General features: G+C 75.0%; 11 protein-coding genes. All 11 read left to right on the top strand.

All coding sequences use genetic code 11. From position 1 onward, the window contains the following. The first annotated feature begins 114 nt into the window (after positions 1-114). Positions 115-624, top strand: coding sequence for a phage baseplate assembly protein V (locus ACLWS4_RS11350; protein WP_049657827.1), 510 nt, complete (start codon positions 115-117; stop codon positions 622-624). A gap of 15 nt (positions 625-639) precedes the next feature. Next, positions 640-972, top strand: coding sequence for a hypothetical protein (locus ACLWS4_RS11345; RefSeq protein ID WP_416873994.1), 333 nt, complete (start codon positions 640-642; stop codon positions 970-972). A 44-nt stretch (positions 973-1,016) separates the two neighbouring features. After that, on the top strand, positions 1,017-1,406 hold the full coding sequence (locus tag ACLWS4_RS11340; protein ID WP_380741774.1) for a GPW/gp25 family protein: 390 nt from the start codon (positions 1,017-1,019) through the stop codon (positions 1,404-1,406). Then, a complete protein-coding gene (locus ACLWS4_RS11335; protein WP_416873993.1) occupies positions 1,403-4,717 on the top strand; it encodes a putative baseplate assembly protein in 3,315 nt (1,104 codons plus the stop codon). Before ACLWS4_RS11340 ends, ACLWS4_RS11335 begins: the two co-directional genes overlap by 4 nt. Further along, the gene (locus ACLWS4_RS11330) at positions 4,714-8,484 is read left to right on the top strand and encodes a putative baseplate assembly protein (protein ID WP_416873992.1); all 3,771 of its coding nucleotides are present in this window, start codon (positions 4,714-4,716) and stop codon (positions 8,482-8,484) included. Before ACLWS4_RS11335 ends, ACLWS4_RS11330 begins: the two co-directional genes overlap by 4 nt. 25 nt (positions 8,485-8,509) lie before the next feature. Further along, positions 8,510-10,729, top strand: a complete 2,220-nt coding sequence (locus tag ACLWS4_RS11325) for a hypothetical protein (RefSeq protein WP_416873991.1) — start codon at positions 8,510-8,512, stop codon at positions 10,727-10,729. Positions 10,730-10,785: 56 nt separating this feature from the next. Further along, positions 10,786-12,201 (top strand): DUF6519 domain-containing protein, encoded by a 1,416-nt coding sequence (locus tag ACLWS4_RS11320; RefSeq protein WP_416873990.1) that lies wholly within the window; start codon positions 10,786-10,788, stop codon positions 12,199-12,201. A 272-nt stretch (positions 12,202-12,473) separates the two neighbouring features. After that, on the top strand, positions 12,474-12,566 hold the full coding sequence (locus tag ACLWS4_RS11315; RefSeq protein WP_310593099.1) for an Ms4533A family Cys-rich leader peptide: 93 nt from the start codon (positions 12,474-12,476) through the stop codon (positions 12,564-12,566). A 145-nt stretch (positions 12,567-12,711) separates the two neighbouring features. Continuing rightward, positions 12,712-14,433, top strand: coding sequence for an ABC transporter substrate-binding protein (locus ACLWS4_RS11310; protein WP_117486741.1), 1,722 nt, complete (start codon positions 12,712-12,714; stop codon positions 14,431-14,433). A 32-nt stretch (positions 14,434-14,465) separates the two neighbouring features. Further along, positions 14,466-15,530, top strand: a complete 1,065-nt coding sequence (locus ACLWS4_RS11305; protein ID WP_387823752.1) for an ABC transporter permease — start codon at positions 14,466-14,468, stop codon at positions 15,528-15,530. Then, a complete protein-coding gene (locus ACLWS4_RS11300; protein WP_049651523.1) occupies positions 15,527-16,516 on the top strand; it encodes an ABC transporter permease in 990 nt (329 codons plus the stop codon). The genes ACLWS4_RS11305 and ACLWS4_RS11300 overlap by 4 nt, the downstream gene beginning before the upstream one ends. Positions 16,517-16,553 lie beyond the last annotated feature (37 nt).

Raw genomic sequence — 16,553 nt, 5'->3', positions numbered from 1 at the left:
AAGTCCCGCAGCACCGCACCACCAAAGCACCGCAGCACCAAAGCACCGCAGCACCGCAGCACCGCAGAGCGTCGAAGTCCCGCAAGGCCGCCCCGACCAGCAGGAGTTGCCAGCATGGCCGAACCGACCCGCTACCTCGGCAAGTACCGGGGAACGGTGGTGACCAACACCGACCCGCTCGGGATCGGCCGCATCCAGGCCCAGGTGCCCGACGTCCTGGGCGACGCCGTGTCGACCTGGGCGATGCCGTGCTTCCCGGTGGCCGGCCCGGGCATGGGGCACTACGCCGTGCCGCCGGTCGGGGCGGGCGTGTGGCTGGAGTTCGAGCAGGGCGACCAGAGCTACCCGATCTGGACGGGCTGCTGGTACGGCTCCGCCTCGGAGGTGCCGGTGGAGGCGACGACCGGGCCGCCGGGCGTCCCGAACATGGTGCTGGAGACCTCGGGGCGGCGGGTGATCGTGCTGTCCGACGACCCGACCACGGGGATCACGCTGCGCATCCCGAGCGGGGCCTCGATCGTGATCAACGACTCGGGCATCCGGATCAGCAACGGCCAGGGCGCCTCGATCGCGCTGGTCGGCGCCACCGTGACCATCAACCAGGACGCCCTGAGCGTGACCTGACGGGGGGAGATTGTCTTGTCCGGAAAAATGCTGCACGTCAATGCGACGGTGATCTGCCCGCACGGCGCCCAGGCGACGGCGGTGCCCGCCCAGGGCCGGGTGCTGGTCGCCGGGCAGGCCGTCACCAGCACGGCCGACCTGTACACCGTGACCGGCTGCCCGTTCACCGTGGCCGGGAAGCCGCAGCCCTGCGTCACGATCCGCTGGGTGCTGCCGTCCGCCCGGATCCGGGTGAACGGCTCGCCCGCGCTGCCGCAGTCCGCCACCGGGCTGTGCCAGAGCGCCGAGCAGATCCCGCAGGGGCCGCCGGTCGTCACCGTCGTCCAACAGCGGGCGGAGGGGGTATGAGCACCACGCGATCCACCCAACAGACCGTCGGCGGCGCCGAGTTGATGGCACCACCGCCAGGGCCCGCCCGGACGGACCTCGCCTTCCCGTTCCGGATCGACAGCCGCGGGCGCACCGCCGGGGCGGCGTACGACGACCATGTGCGCGACCTGATCGAGCAGTTGCTGTTCACCAGCCCGGGCGAGCGGGTCATGCACCCGGACTTCGGCTGCGGGCTGCTCGACCTGGTCTTCGCGCCGAACAGCCCGGAGCTGGCGGCCACTTTGCAGCTGTCCGTCCAGGCGGCGCTGCAGCGGTGGCTCGGCGATGTGATCGAGGTCGTCGCGCTCGACGTGGAGAGCGAGGACAACGTGGTGCGGGTCGAGCTGGCGTACGTCGTCCGCCGGACGGGCACCCGGCGGCAGGACGTGTTCGAGGGCGGGGTGGCGGCATGACCGGCCAGGCGGAATTCCCGACCTCTCAGTGCGGCACGGAACTTCGCCGGGCCGACGTGCGCGCGGCGCGGCTGCTGGGCCTGGACGGCGCCGAGCCGAGCGACGACGGGCGCACGCTGACGGTGACCTTCCTCGGCCGGGCGCCGGACGAGCTGGGCCCGGAGAACATCCGGGTCGACGGCGGCCGCCGGATCACCGGCCTGCGCGCCCTCGCGGTCGACATCGAACGCGCGGACGACCCGGAGCTGGACGACCGGATGCTCGTCACCCTCGACCGGGCGGGCGACACCTCCCGCTACCGGCTGAGCGTGGTCCTGGCGGACGCGTACGGCCGGCCGGGCACCCGCCCGTTCCCGGGCTTCGACCCGCGGTACGCGCACACCGGGTTCTCCTTCGGCGCCGACTGCCCGTCCCCGTACGACTGCCGCACCGACGAGGGCTGCCCGCCCGCCGTCCGGCCGGCCCCGGTGATCGACTACACCGCGCGCGACTACGAGAGCCTGCGCCGGCTCGTGCTGGACCGGATGAGCCTGACCGTCCCCGGCTGGACCGAGCGGCACCTGCCCGACCTCGGCGTCACCCTGGTCGAGCTGCTCGCCTACACCGCCGACCAGCTCTCCTACCAGCAGGACGCGGTGGCCACCGAGGCGTACCTCGACACGGCCCGCCGCCGGGTGTCGGTGCGCCGGCACGTCCGGCTGGTCGACTATGCCGTGCACGACGGCTGCAACGCCCGGGCGTTCGTCGCACTGGAGGTGGACCGCTCGGTCACCCTACGGTCCGGCACCTTCCGGTTCGCCGCCGTCGACGTCGGCCGGCTGGGCCCGCAGGAGCGCCCGGAGCTGTCCACGGTGATCCCGGACGAGGACCTGGACGTGCTCGCCCGCACCGCCGCCGTGGAGGTGTTCGAGCCGCTCGGCGGAGCGGACCTGGTGCTGCACCCCGCGCACAACACCATCCGGTTCTGGACCTGGGGCGACCAGGACTGCGTCCTGCCCCGGGGCGCGACCTCCGCCACCCTCCGCGACGACCGGCCCGACACCGACCCGTGCCCGCGCGAGGACCGGCCCGGGGCGGCCCCGCGCGACGACCGGCCCGGGGCGGCCCCGCGCGAGGACACCGCCCCGCCCGGCGACCGGCCCGGCACCGACAAGCCCGAGCCCCGCACCCGCCACCTGGCGCTGCGCCCCGGCGACCTGCTGGTCATCGAGGAGGTCCTCGGCCCGCGCACCGGCGCGCCCGCCGACGCCGACCCCGCGCACCGCCAGGCCGTCCGACTCACCTCTGTCACCCCGCTGGTCGACGAGCTGTACGACCAGCCCGTGCTAGAGGTCACCTGGGCGCCGGAGGACGCGCTCGCCTTCCCGGTCTGCCTGTCCTCCCACGGCGGCGGCGACTGCGGCCCGATCGCCGACGTGAGCGTCGCCCGCGGCAACGTCGCCCTGGTCGACCACGGCCGCTCGCTCACCTTCTGCGGCGGCGCCCCGGAGTCCTTCCCGGTGCCGCCGGAGCCGGTCCGTACGGCGCCCTGCGGGCCCGGCGGGTGCGGTTGCGAGGACCGCGCCGAGGGCAGCCCGGCGGCGGAGGCGATCCGGGAACTGCTCGACCAGGCCCGCGACGGCCGCCAGCTCGGCCCGGAGCAGGTCCGCGCCCTGGACGCGCTGCTCGGCGAGGCGGCGGTGCGGCGGGCCGGGCTGAGCGTGCTGCTCGCGCCCGGCGCGACCGCGGAGGGCGAGGACGGCGGGGGCGCGGTGGTGGAGCCGCCCACGGCCGACGCCCAGGCGGCGGCGCTGGAGACCCTGCTCGACCAGAGCCGCTACCCGGTGCTGCCGCAGCCCTTCCGCCCGCTGCTGCGCTACGCGCCGGTCACCCAGGCGGCCGCCTACCCCGACCGGGCGCACGTCTGCGCCGGGCAGGCCGCCCTGCTCGCCGGCGTTCCGGAGCGGGTCCGGCTGCGGCTGGAGGAGCTGTGGCACCGGGCGTGCGACGGCCACCACCTCTCCCGGGCCGAACTCGCCGAACTGACCGTGCTGTTCGGCGCCCGGGTGGTGCAGGAGCTGCGGCTCGCGGAGCGGCCCGCCGCCGGGCTGCGCGAGCTGCTGGCCCGCCGCACCCACCTGCTCGCCGCCAAGCTGCGCCGCCTGGAGGTGCTCACCGCGCGCGCCCGCTCCGGCGGGGTGCTCGGGCGGCCCACCGTCTGGGAGGTGGCCCAGAGCTGGGGCGCCCGGTACGCCGCCGGGCTCGACCCCGACTCCCCCGCGCTGGCCGGCCCCGCGGCCGGGATCGCCGTCCAGGACCCGCGCGCCGCCCTGCCCGAGGTCCGGGCCGCCTCGGCGGGCCAGGAGTGGACGCCGCGCCGGGACCTGCTCGCCGACGGCCGCCGGGACCGGCACTTCGTGGGCGAGCTGGAGGACGACGGGCGCCTCGCGCTGCGCTTCGGCGACGGCCGCCACGGCCTGCCGCCCGCACCCGGCGGCACGCTGGAGGTCGCGTACCGGATCGGCAACGGCACGGCCGGGAACGTGGGCGCGGAAGCCGTCAACCACCTGGTGGTCTGCCGGGACCGGCCGCCCCAGTCGAACCGGCGCGGCGCCGCCGCCCGGCCGCAGGACGCGGTGCGGCTGGTCCGCAACCCGCTGCCCGCGACCGGCGGGGTCGAGCCCGAACCGCTCGACCAGGTCCGCCGGCTCGCCCCGCTCGCCCTGGGCCGCACCCGGCTGCGCGCCGTCACGGCCGCCGACTACGCGGAGCTGGCCGCCGCCCTGCCGGGCGTCCGGCGGGCCGCGGCCGCGCTCCGCTGGACGGGCAGCGTGCAGGAGGTGCACGTCGCCGTCGAGCCGTTCGGGCAGGCGGTGGCCGGCCCGGCCCTGCTGGAGGCGGTCGGGCACGGCCTGGAGGCGTACCGCCGGATCGGCCACGACCTGGTCGTCCGGCCCGCCCTGCTGGTGCCGATCGACCTCGAACTGCGGGTCTGCGCCGCCGCCGGCTACCAACGCGGCCACGTCCTGGCCGAGTTGCGCCGGGTTCTGGGCAACCGCGCCCTGCCGGACGGCCGGCTCGGCTTCTTCCACCCGGACGCGCTGGGCTTCGGCGAACCGGTGCGGGTCTCCAGGCTGGTGGCCGCGGCGGCCGCCGTGCCGGGCGTCGTCAGTGCTGAAGTGACCAGGCTGCGGCGGCAGTTCGGACGGGACGACGGCGAGCTGGACGACGGGCTGCTGCGGCTCGGCGCGCTGGAGATCGCCGCGTGCGACAACGACCCCGACCGGCCGGAGAACGGCCGGCTCTCGATCGTCCTCGGAGGTGGCCGATGAGCGGCCAGTGCACCTGCGGCTGCGCGGGCACCGCCACCGCGACCCCGGTCCCGATGTTCAACCCGCCCGGACTGGACGCCATCGGCTACCGGGTCGGCCGCTACGGGGAGTTCCTCGACAGCCTGCTCGCCCGGCTGTCCGGCCCCGCCTACCCGGCGCTGCGCGACCTGACCGTCCGCACCCCGGACGACCCGGCGATCGCGCTGCTGGACGCCTGGGCCGTGCTCGCCGACCTGCTCACCTTCTACTCGGAGCGGATCGCCAACGAGGGCTACCTGCGCACCGCCACCGAGGAGGACTCGCTCGCCCTGCTCGGCCGGCTGGTCGGGCACCGGCCCCGGCCCGGCGTGGCCGCCGACACCTACCTCGCCTACTCCCTCGACCACGACCCGAGGGCGGCCGAGGACCCGACCGTGGTGATCCCGCGCGGCGCCCGCAGCCAGAGCGTCCCCGGCCCCGGCGAGGACCCGCAGTCCTTCGAGACCGCCGAGGACCTCGCCGCCCGCTCGGCCTGGAACGAACTGGCCGTGCTGCGCCGCCGCCCGTACCAGCTGACGCCCGGCCAGCTGAACCCCGGCGGACGCGCCGAGCTCTTCGCCGCCGGCACCGCGAACAACCTGCGGCCCGGGGACCGGCTGCTGTTCGTCTTCAGCGCCGACAAGGCCGCCGACCCGGTCCACCGGATGCTGCGGCTGGTGCCCGAGGTGCGGCTCGACCGCGACAACGACGTCACGGTGATCGGGCTGCCCCGGGACCTGCGCACCCTCAAGGACCTGCGCGCCGAACTCGCCGACTGGATCACCGTCTCCGAGTCCGCCCCGAACCCGAGGCCCGGGCACAGCCGGATCGTCCGGGACTTCGACGAGCAGGTGCTCGCCCCGCTGCGCGCCGACCTCGACCGGCCGTCCGGCCCGCTGGGCACCCCGGCCGAGTTCGCCGACCGGCTCGCCCCGGTGGTCGCCCGGGCCGCCGAGGCCGCCGAACTGGCCCACGCCCAGCAGCCGGTGGCCGACTGGTTCGGGCACCTCGGCGAGGAACTGACCGGCCTGCGGGACCGCGCCCACCAGCTGGAGCCGCCGCAGGCCCCCGACAAGCCCGGGCCCCCCGGCCCCGGCACCGCCGACCCGGCCGTCCGCGGACTCGGCTCGCTGCTGGCCGCGCTGCGCACCGCCCCCACCCGGCCCCCGCTCAGCGCGCGGGACCTCGCCCGCGACCCGCAGCGCCTGTTCGCGCCCGGCTCGGACCTCGGCGCGCAGCTGCTGTCCGCGCTCGACCCCCGGCTGCGCGACGGCCTCTACCCCGCCTGGCGGCAGGTCGACCTGACGGCGCCGCTTGCCGTGCACGAGATCCAGGCGATGCGGGTGGTCGCCACCCCGTTCGGCGCCACCGCGCCGCTCAAGCCCGTCTACGGCACCGACGGCCGGATCGACCGCTACGTGGACTGGCCGCTCTCCGGCAGCACGCTGGTCAGCGTCCGGATCGCCTTCGACGACGCCGGCACCGTCCCGAAGACCGCCGACTTCACGTACGTCGAGGCGGGCAGCCTGGTGCACAGCGGCTTCTCGCTGCCGTGGGACCACACCTTCCCGTTCGGGCCCGGCCAGGTCAAGATCGTCACCACCGAGCCGACGGCACCGCCCGTACCGCCGCCGTCCGCCCTGCGGACCGCCGTACCCGCGCCCGCCCCGGAGCCCGGCGTCAGCGCCCAGCTGCTGGCCGAACTGCCCGAGCGCACGGTCTTCGTGTCCCGCCCCCAGGCCGACGGCCGCGTGCACGTGAAGGTCGAGGGCGGGCCCGGCCCCGCGCTCGACTACCAGCTCGACCCGGGCCAGGAGCGGACCGGCGAGTCCGGCGAGCTGAACGTCCGGGTGCACCGCTACGCCGGCACCGACCAGTCGGCACCGGCCGTCGAGGTGGCCCTCACCACCAAGCTGCAGCCGGTCTCCGGCACGGTGCTCACCCTCGACGCCGTGTACGACCAGATCGCGCCCGGCAGTTGGGTGGTGATCCAGCGCCCCCGCAAGGGCCTCGACGGCGGCATCCCGGGCAGCCGCGACCTCGCCGAGGTCATCACCCGGGTCACCGACGTGCGCGTGGTCTCCCGCGCCGACTTCGGCATCACCGGCAAGGTCACCGAACTCTCCCTCCAGCAGCCCTGGTTGGACGACCAGGACACCCAGCTCTCGCACCTGCGGGACGCCACCGTCTACGCCCGCGGCGAGGCGCTGCGGCTCGCCGACGAGCCCGTCACCGAGGACGTCCGCGGCGACCGGATCGAACTCGCCCGGCTCTACGACGGGTTGACCCCCGGCCGGTGGATCGCGGTCAGCGGCGAGCGGACCGACCTCCCGCACACCACCGGCGTCCGCGGCACCGAGCTGGCCATGATCGCCGGCGTCGAGCAGGGCGTCGACCCGCTCCTGCCCGGGGACACCGTCCGCACCACCGTCACGCTCAGCGCCCCGCTCGCCTTCCGCTACCGGCGCGACACCGTCCAGGTCCTCGGCAACGTCGTCCGCGCCACCCAGGGCGCCACCCGCGACGAGGCGATCGGCAGCGGCGACGCGGGCGTCCCCGGCCAGCGCTTCACCCTCTGGCAGTCGCCGCTCACCTGGCTGGCCGCCGACACCCCCGGGGGCGCGCGCAGCACCCTGGAGGTCCGGGTCGACGGGGTGCTCTGGCACGAGGTCGACAGCCTCACCGGACGCGGCCCGGACGAACGGGTCTACGTCACCGCGACCGCCGCCGACGGCCGCACCACCGTCACCTTCGGCGACGGCGTGCACGGCTCGCGCCTGACCACCGGCCGGGAGAACGTCCGCGCCCGCTACCGGATCGGCATCGGCGAGAGCGGCAACGTCGGCGCCGGCCGGATCACCCAGCTCACCACCCGCCCGCTCGGCGTCTCCGCCGTCGTCAACCCGCTGCCCGCCACCGGCGGCGCCGGACCGGACGGACCGGGCCTGGCCAGGCGCACCATCCCGCTCGCCGTCACCGCCCTGGACCGGCTGGTCTCGGTGCCCGACTACGAGGACTTCACCCGCGCCCGGGCCGGCATCGGGCGCGCCAGCGCCACCCGGCTCTCGGACGGCCGGCGGGAGCTCGTCCACGTCACGGTCGCCGGGGTGGACGACATCCCGCTCGCCGCCGACTCCGACCTGCTCCGCACCCTGCGGTCCTCGCTCACCGCCTACGGCGACCCGCGGCTGCCCGTCCGGGTCGCCGTGCGCGAGCTCGTCCTGCTGGTCGTCGCCGCGGGCGTCAAGGTCGCCCCGGACCACTCCTGGGACCTCGTCGAACCGGCCGTGCGCCGCGCCCTGCTCGACCGGCTCGGCTACGCCGGACGCCAACTCGGCCAGCCCGCCCACCTGTCCGAGGTGCTCGCCGCCGCCCAGGCCGTCCCCGGCGTGGACCGGGTGGACGTCGACGCCTTCACCGGCGTGCCCGGCAGCCTCACCCCGGACGGCCTGGAGAACCTCGCCGCCCAACTCGCGCGGCCGCAGCCGACGGTCCCGGCCCGGCTCGCCCGCTACGAGGAGCAGCGCTACCGGGTGCGGGACCCCGCCGGCGAGACGCTCACCGACATCGCCGCCCGCAACGGCGTCCCGCTCGCGGAGCTGCTGCGCCTCAACCCGGCCGTCACCGACACCCGCCCGCTGCCGGCCGGCCGCGTGGTGACGGTGTTCCGCGGCATCCGACCGGCCCAACTCGCCGTACTGGCACCGGACCTGCCCGACACGTTGATCCTCAAGGAGATCCGCGGATGAACCAGCGCATCCATCGGAGGTGGGCATGACCAGGGACCCGGACGGGCTGCTGGAGCTGCTGCCCCAGTGGCACCGGCTGCGGGACGCCGACGCGGGCGAGCCGCTGCGCGCCCTGCTGGCCGTCATCGCCGAACAGGTCGACGTCGTCCGCGGCGGCGTCGACCAGGGCTACCAGGACTGGTTCGTGGAGACCGCCGCCGACTGGGCCGTCGCCTACCTCGGCGACCTGGTCGGCTACCGGATCCTGCCCGGCTACGAGGAGGTGCTCGCCACCGGCCTGCACGGCGAGGCCTCCGCCGAGCGGATCGCGGCCCGCGATCGGCTCGCCGCCCGGCTGGCGCCCCGCCAGGACGTCGCGAACACGGTCGCCAACCGCCGCCGCAAGGGCACCCTCGCCCTGCTGGAGGAGCTGTCCGCCTCGGTCGCCGACTGGCCGGCCCGCGCCGTGGAGCTGTCCCGGCTGCTCGCCGGCACCCAGCCGGTGCGGCTGCTGCGCCCGGACGAGGAGCCGGCCGACCGGCAGCGGCTGGGCCGGGGCCGGCTGGTCGACGTCCGGCGCGGCGCGGCGCTGGACCTGCTCGGCGGGCCCTTCGACGGCCAGGCGCACACCGTCGACGTCCGCCGGGCCGCCTCCCCGCGCCGCCAGGGCGGCTACACCCCGGCCGGCGTCGCCCTGTCCGTGTGGCGGCTGAAGCCGTACCCGGTGACCCGGGCGCCGGCCTACTGCGTCGACCGGGCCAGGAACCTCTTCACCTTCTCCGTCCTCGGCAACGACGCCCCGCTGGTCACCCGGCCCGAGCCGGGGCCGGCCGGCGCGCACCCCGCGACGGCCGACACCGTGCCGGCCCCGATCCGGCGCCGGCAGCTGGCCGAGCGCACGGCCGACTACTACGGGCCCGGCAAGAGCTTCGCCATCTGGCGCGACGGCTCCCAGGAGCCCGTCCCGCCCGCCGAGATCGTGGTGGCCGACCTGACCGACTGGACGTACCGGCCCAAGCGCGGCCAGGTCGCCGTCGACCCGCTGCTCGGCCGGATCGCCTTCGGCGCCCGCTCCGCCCCGCGCCGCGGCGTCTGGGTCGACTACCACTACGCGTTCGGCGACGACACCGGCGGCGGCGAGTACCCGCGCGACCGCCCGGAGTCCCGGCACCGGACGCTCTACCAGGTCGGCCCCGGCCGGCCGTTCGAGCGGATCAACGACGCGTACGAGCAGTGGCGCGCCGACCAGCGGGACGGCACCGCGGGCGGCTCCGCCGTCATCGAGATCACCCACAGCGGCGCCTACCAGGAGCAGTTGGACTTCGACCTGGAGGCCGACGACCGGCTCGAACTGCGCGCCGCCGAGGGCACCCGGCCGGTGATCCGGCTGCTCGACTGGTACAGCAACCGGCCGGACGCGCTCAACGTCCGGGGCACCTGCGCGGGCGGGCGGCTCGTCCTGGACGGCCTGCTGGTCACCGGTCGCGGGGTCAACGTCACCGGGCCGCTCGCCTCCGTCACCCTGCGGCACTGCACCCTGGTGCCGGGCTGGTCCCTGGAGCCGCACTGCGAACCGCACGCGCCGCAGGAGCCCAGCCTGGTGCTGGACCACACCACGGCCTGCGTGCGGATCGAGCGCAGCATCCTGGGCACGATCCAGGTCGTCGGCGACGAGGTGGACGACGACCCGCTGGAGATCCACCTGGCCGACAGCATCCTGGACGCCACCGGCCCGGACCGCCCGGCGCTCTCCGGGCCCGACTGCGAGCACGCCTACGCGGTGCTGCACGCGCACCGCTCCACGGTGGTCGGCGAGGTGCACACCCACGCGGTGCGGATCGCCGAGGACAGCGTCTTCACCGGCCGGATGCGGGTGGCCCGCCGCTCGCTCGGCTGCCTGCGGTTCTGCTACGTGCCCCCGGGCTCGCGCACCCCCCGCCGGTACGAGTGCCAGCCCGACCGGGTGCGCTCGGCGGTGACCGAGCTGGTCGAACGCGGCGAGCTGGACCCGGCGCGGGCCGAGCGGCTGCGCGAGACCGAGGCCCAGCGGGTGCGCCCGCTCTTCACCAGCCTCCGGTACGGCACGCCCGGCTACGGCCGGCCGGCCGCCGGCTGCGCGCCGGAGATCACCCGCGGCGCCGAGGACCGCTCCGAACTGGGCGCCTTCCACGACCTGTTCCAGCCCCAGCGCGAGGACAACCTGCGGGCGCGGCTGGCCGAGTACACCCCGGCCGGCACCGACGCCGGCCTCTTCTTCGCCACCTGACCGACCCCTGACCGACTCCCAACCGACTGAAGACCGTTGACTGTGAGAGGGACCCCGTGCACGCAGACTTCTCGCGCCTGACCTTCCGGCCCGGCAGGCACTACTCCGCGGTGCTGACCCAGCAGGGCCGGGTCCAGCTCGACGCCGACGCCAACGAGCAGGCCGCGATCGAGCGCTACCAGCTGCGCACGCTCGCCACCGACCTGATCGGCCGGCGCGGCGGGCCCGCCGGCGCGGCCGGGTTCGCGATCGGCTACCTGCCGGGCAACCACGACCTGGACGACCTCGCCATCGGCGGCGGCCGGTACTACGTGGACGGCGTCCTGTGCGAGGCCGACCGGCCCGGGCCCGGCACCGCCGTGCCCGACGACGGCGTCTGGGGCGCCGAGGCCCGGGAGGAGCCCGCCGGCTGGACGTACTGGGACCAGCCGGACGCCTACCGGGACCAGGAGCGCCCCGGCGACCGGCTGCCCGACGCGTTCCCGTTCCTGGTCTACCTGAAGGTCTGGGAGCGCAGTGTCACCGCCATGGAGGACCCGGAGATCCGCGAGGTCGCGCTCGGCGCGGCGATGCCCGACACGGCGGCCCGGGCCAAGGTCGTCTGGCAGGTACTGGCCCTTCCCGCCTCGGAGTTGAACGTGCCGGACGGCGGTCCGTCCCGGGTGCTGGAGGCCTTCGACGCCTGGGCCGAGCCCCGCGAGCGGCCCTCCTCCTGGCTGGCCGCGCGGGCCCGGCGGCCGGAGCGGGCCGGCGAGGACCCGTGCCTGGCGCACCCCGAGGCCGGCTACCGGGGCCCGGAGAACCAGCTGTACCGGGTGGAGGTCCACCACGGCGGATCGGCCGAGGGCGGCGCCACCTTCAAGTGGTCCCGGGAGAACGGCTCGGTCGTCCTCCCGATCGCCTCGGTCGAGGGCGTCTGGGTCGCCCTGGACACGCTGGGCGACGACGACAAGCTCGGCCTCTCGGTGGGCGACCGGGTCGAGGTCGCGGACAGCGCGTACGTCAGCCGGGACGAGGCGGCGAACCTGCTCCAGGTGGAGGAGATCGACCTGCCGGGCCGCCGGGTGCGGCTGTCCGCCGAGCCGGTCCCGGGGGTCGGGCGGCTGGCCGAGCTCCACCCCTTTCTGCGCCGCTGGGACCACCGGGAGGCCCGCGGCCGGGACACCCTGCCCCTGGCCGGCGGCGCCCTGCAGCTCGCGGAGGGCGCCTGGCTCGACCTGGAGGACGGCGTCCAGGTGTACTTCCGGCCCGGCGGCGCCTACACCCGGGGGGACTACTGGCTGGTCCCCGCCCGGACCGCCACCGGGTCGGTGGAGTGGCCGCGGAACGCGGCCGGGGAGGCGCTGCTCCAAGAGCCGGCCGGGGTCCGGGTGCACCACGCCCCGCTCGCCTGGGTGAAGGGCCCGACCACCGTCGTCGACCTCCGCCAGACCTTCGCCCCGCTGACGGCCACCGCCCGCTCCGAGATCTGATCGGCCGGGGCGCGACGGCGGGCGCGGCAGGGCCGTCGGCGTCCTCGAGCCGAGGGCCGCGGGCCCGGGTGGGGGCGTCGACGGCGAAATGGGAACCGGCCACGCCCCCCACCCGCGCACATCGGTCACCCCACCGATACGTCGCGGACATTCCCGGTGTTCGCGGTGTTCGTGGTGCTTCCGGTACCCCCGGTGTTCGCGGTGTTCACGTGTTGTCCGAATGGTGGTCGGGCTTTTTGACATCCTCCTTATCGTCATACATTCTTCTCGGCATGTCTGACCGTCACCCGATCACGTGCGCCGCCATCGAGCTGGCGCTGATCGGCGTGGCCGCGCACTGCGTTTCCGACAATCTCTGTCGCTGAATCCGCCCTGTCCCGACGCGTTTAGCGGTGATCGCCGCGTCGGGGCGTCGCCCCCTGCTGCGGGCGCGGTGCCGCTCACTTCCCCAGGCCTCACTGTCGCCCGCCTTCCTCCGTACACCATCGGTAGCGAAAGGCCCCCTTTCCGATGTCTCGAACCACCACCTTCACCCCTCGCCGCCTCGCCACGGCGACCGTCACCGTCGCACTGGTCGTCGGGCTGGCGGCGTGCGGACCGAAGGCCGACGGCGGTGGAGGCTCCGGCAAGGACGCCGCGCCGCAGCAGGGCGGCACCCTCACCGTCCTCAACCAGAACCCGCAGGACCAGTTCGACCCCGCGCGGCTCTACACGTCCGGCGGCGGCAACGTCCCCTCCCTGGTCTTCCGCACCCTCACCACCCGCAACCGGGCCGACGGCGCGGCCGGCACCAAGGTCGTCCCGGACCTCGCCACCGACACCGGCACCCCCTCGGAGGGCGCGACGGTGTGGACGTACCACCTCAAGGACGGCCTGACGTTCGAGGACGGTTCGCCGATCACCACGGCCGATATCAAGTACGGCATCGAAAGGTCATTCGCCCCCGAACTCTCGGGCGGCGCACCGTTCCTGAGGGACTGGCTGGTCGGCGCCGCGGACTACCAGGGCCCGTACAAGGACGCGCGCGGTCTGGACGCCATCGAGACGCCGGACGAGAAGACCATCGTCTTCCGCCTCAACAAGCCCGAGGGCGACTTCCCGTACCTCGCCACCCAGACGCAGTTCGCCCCCGTCCCGAAGGCCAAGGACACCGGGACGAAGTACCAGGAGCACCCCGTCTCCTCCGGCCCCTACCAGGTCGTCAAGAACGAGAACGACGGCGCCCACCTCGTCCTCAAGCGCAACCCCAACTGGTCGGCGGCGACGGACGACCAGCGCAAGGCGTACCCGGACACCATCGACGTGCAGTCCGGGCTCGACCCGGCGGTGATCAACCAGCGGCTCTCCGCCGGCACCGGCGCCGACGCGGCCGCCGTCACCACCGACACCAACCTCGGCCCCTCCGAGCTCGCCCAGGTGAAGGACGACAAGTCGCTCGCCGCGCGCGTCGGCACCGGCCACTTCGGCTACGTCAACTACCTGGCGTTCAACCCGAAGGTCAAGCCCTTCGACGACCCCAAGGTCCGGCAGGCCGTCGCCTACGCGATCAACCGCACCTCGGTCGTCAACGCGGCCGGCGGCTCCTCGCTCGCCGAGGCCGCCACCACCTACCTGCCCGCCCAGGAGACCTTCGGGTACACGCCGTACGACCCGTTCCCGGCCGGTGCCACGGGCAACCCGGCGAAGGCCAGGGAGCTGCTGAAGGAGGCCGGTTACCCGGACGGCCTGACCATCACGCTCACCCACTCCAGCGCCACCGGCAAGGGCTACGGCCCGGACCTGGCCGCCGCCGTCCAGGACGGTCTGAAGGCCGCCGGGATCACCGTCCAGCTGGAGGCCCTGGACTCCACCCGGTACTCCAAGACGATCCACACCGTCGGCACCGAGCCCGGCCTCTTCCTCTCCGGATGGGGCGCCGACTGGCCGTCCGGCGGCCCGTTCCTGGCCCCGATCTTCGACGGCCGGCAGATCGTCACCGACGGCTACAACTTCAACTCCGCGCAGCTGGACGACCCTTCGGTGAACGACGAGATCGACCAGATCAACAAGATCACCGACCACGCCGAGGCCGCCAAGCGCTGGGGCGCCCTGGACAAGCGGATCGGCGACCAGGCCCTCACCGTCCCGCTGTTCCACCCCGTCTACAAGCGGCTGTCCGGCAAGGACGTCCGCAACATCGTCATCAGCGACTGGACCGGCGTCCTCGACATCTCCCAGGTCGCGGTCAAGTAACGGACGGGACCGGACGGATCGATCGGACAACCATGGCTCCACAGCAACCCCGAGCCGGGGAGGCCCCCGCGGCCTCCCCGGCCGCCGGGGGACCACAGGTGTGGCGGCGGCTGCTCGCGCGGCGCGCCGCCCTCACCGCCGGCCTCGTCATCGTCCTGCTCGTCCTGATCGCCGCGGCGGCACCGCTGCTCAGCGCGATCGAGGGCCAGGACCCCACCAGTTACCACAACGACCTGCTCGACTCGGCGGCCGGCGGGGTGCCCACCGGCTCCTTCGGCGGCGTCAGCGCCGAGCACTGGCTCGGCGTCGAACCCGGCACCGGGCGGGACGTGTTCGCCCGACTGGTGCACGGCGCCCGGATCTCGCTGCTCGTCGCCGTCGGCGCCACCCTCGTCCAGGTCGCGATCGGCGTCCTGCTCGGCCTCGCCGCGGGCCTCGGCAACCGGTGGCTCGACCAGCTGATCGGCAACACCACCGAGGTGATGCTCGCGCTGCCCACGCTGGTCTTCGCCATCTCGCTGATGGCGGTCGTGCCCCCCGGCTTCCCCCGCCCGCTGCTGCTGACCCTGGTCATCGGGCTGCTGGGCTGGGCCGGCACCGCACGGGTGGTCCGGGCGCAGACGCTCAGCCTCCGGCAGCTCGACTACGTGGCCGCGGCCCGGCTCGCCGGCGCCACCCGGTGGCGGATCGCCCGCCGGGAGCTGCTGCCGTCCCTGGCCGCGCCGGTCATCACCTACGCGGCGGTGCTGCTGCCGTCCAACGTGGTCGCCGAGGCCGGGCTGTCCTTCCTCGGCGTGGGCGTCAAGCCGCCGACCTCCTCGTGGGGCCAGATGCTCTCCGGGGCGACCACCTGGTTCCGCGCGGACCCGATGTACGTGCTGCTCCCCTCCGCGCTGCTGTTCACCACCGTGCTCGCCTTCACCGTGCTCGGCGACGCCGTCCGCACCGAGCTCGACCCCCGTGCGGCCTCCCGGCTGCGGGTCGGTACGGCGCGCGGCGGCTCCGGTCCGTCGAAGGCCGGCCCCTCGGGTGCCGTTCCGTCGAGCGCCGGTCCGTCGAGCACGGGCCGGGGCCCCTCCGAGGAGGCCACCGCATGACCCGCTTCCTGCTCCGCAAGGCCGTCGGCATGCTCGGCGTCCTGCTCGTCCTCTCCCTGGTCGTCTACGCGGTCTTCTACATCGCCCCCGGCGACCCGGCCCAGCTCGCCTGCGGCGAGAAGTGCAGCCCCGCCCAGGTCGCCCAGGTGCGCGAACGGCTCGGCCTCGACGCGCCCGTCTACCTCCAGTACGCCCACTTCCTCCAGGGCGTCGTCGCCGGCCGCGACTTCAGCGCCGGGACGGGCCTGCTGCACTGCCAGGCGCCCTGCCTGGGCATCTCCTACCGCAGCGGCGAGCAGGTCACCGACATGATCACCGCCCGGCTCCCGGTGACGGCCTCGCTGGCGCTCGGCGCGATGGTGCTCTGGCTGGTCCTCGGGGTCGGCACCGGGCTGGTCTCCGCGCTGCGCCGGGGCCGGCTCAGCGAGCGGCTGCTGACCGCGCTGACGCTGGCCGGCAGCTCCATCCCGGTCTTCGTCATCGGCCTGGTGCTGCTCATCGTCCTGTGCGCCCAGCTCCAGTGGCTGCCGTTCCCGAGCTACGTGCCCCTCACCGAGGACCCGCAGCAGTGGTTCTGGGGACTGCTGCTGCCCTGGGTCTCGCTCGCGCTCATCGAGTCCGCGAAGTACGCCCGGCTGACCCGCTCCTCCATGCTGGAGACCCTCGCCGACGACCACATCCGGACCTTCCGGGCGTACGGCGTCAGCGAGCGGCACCTGGTGACCAGGCACGCGCTGCGCGGCGCGCTCACCCCGGTGATCGCGCTGACCGCCATCGACCTCGGGACGATGTTCGGGTCCGCCGTGCTGACCGAGTCGCTCTTCGGCCTCCCGGGGCTCGGCAAGCTGCTGGTCACCTCGGTGGGCCTGATCGACCTGCCGACCGTCGTCGGCCTCACCCTCGTCACCGGGTTCTTCGTGGTCCTCGCCAACGTCATCGCGGACGTGCTCTACGCGGTGACCGACCGAAGGGTGGTCCTGACGTGAGCGCCGGTACCCTGAGCCCCGAGCCCCGGGGCTCCGA

It is taken from the genome of Kitasatospora sp. SC0581 (assembly GCF_048159585.1).
Lineage (GTDB): Bacteria > Actinomycetota > Actinomycetes > Streptomycetales > Streptomycetaceae > Kitasatospora.
Note: the sequence above shows the minus strand (reverse complement) of the source record. Positions and strands in the feature narration are given on the sequence as shown.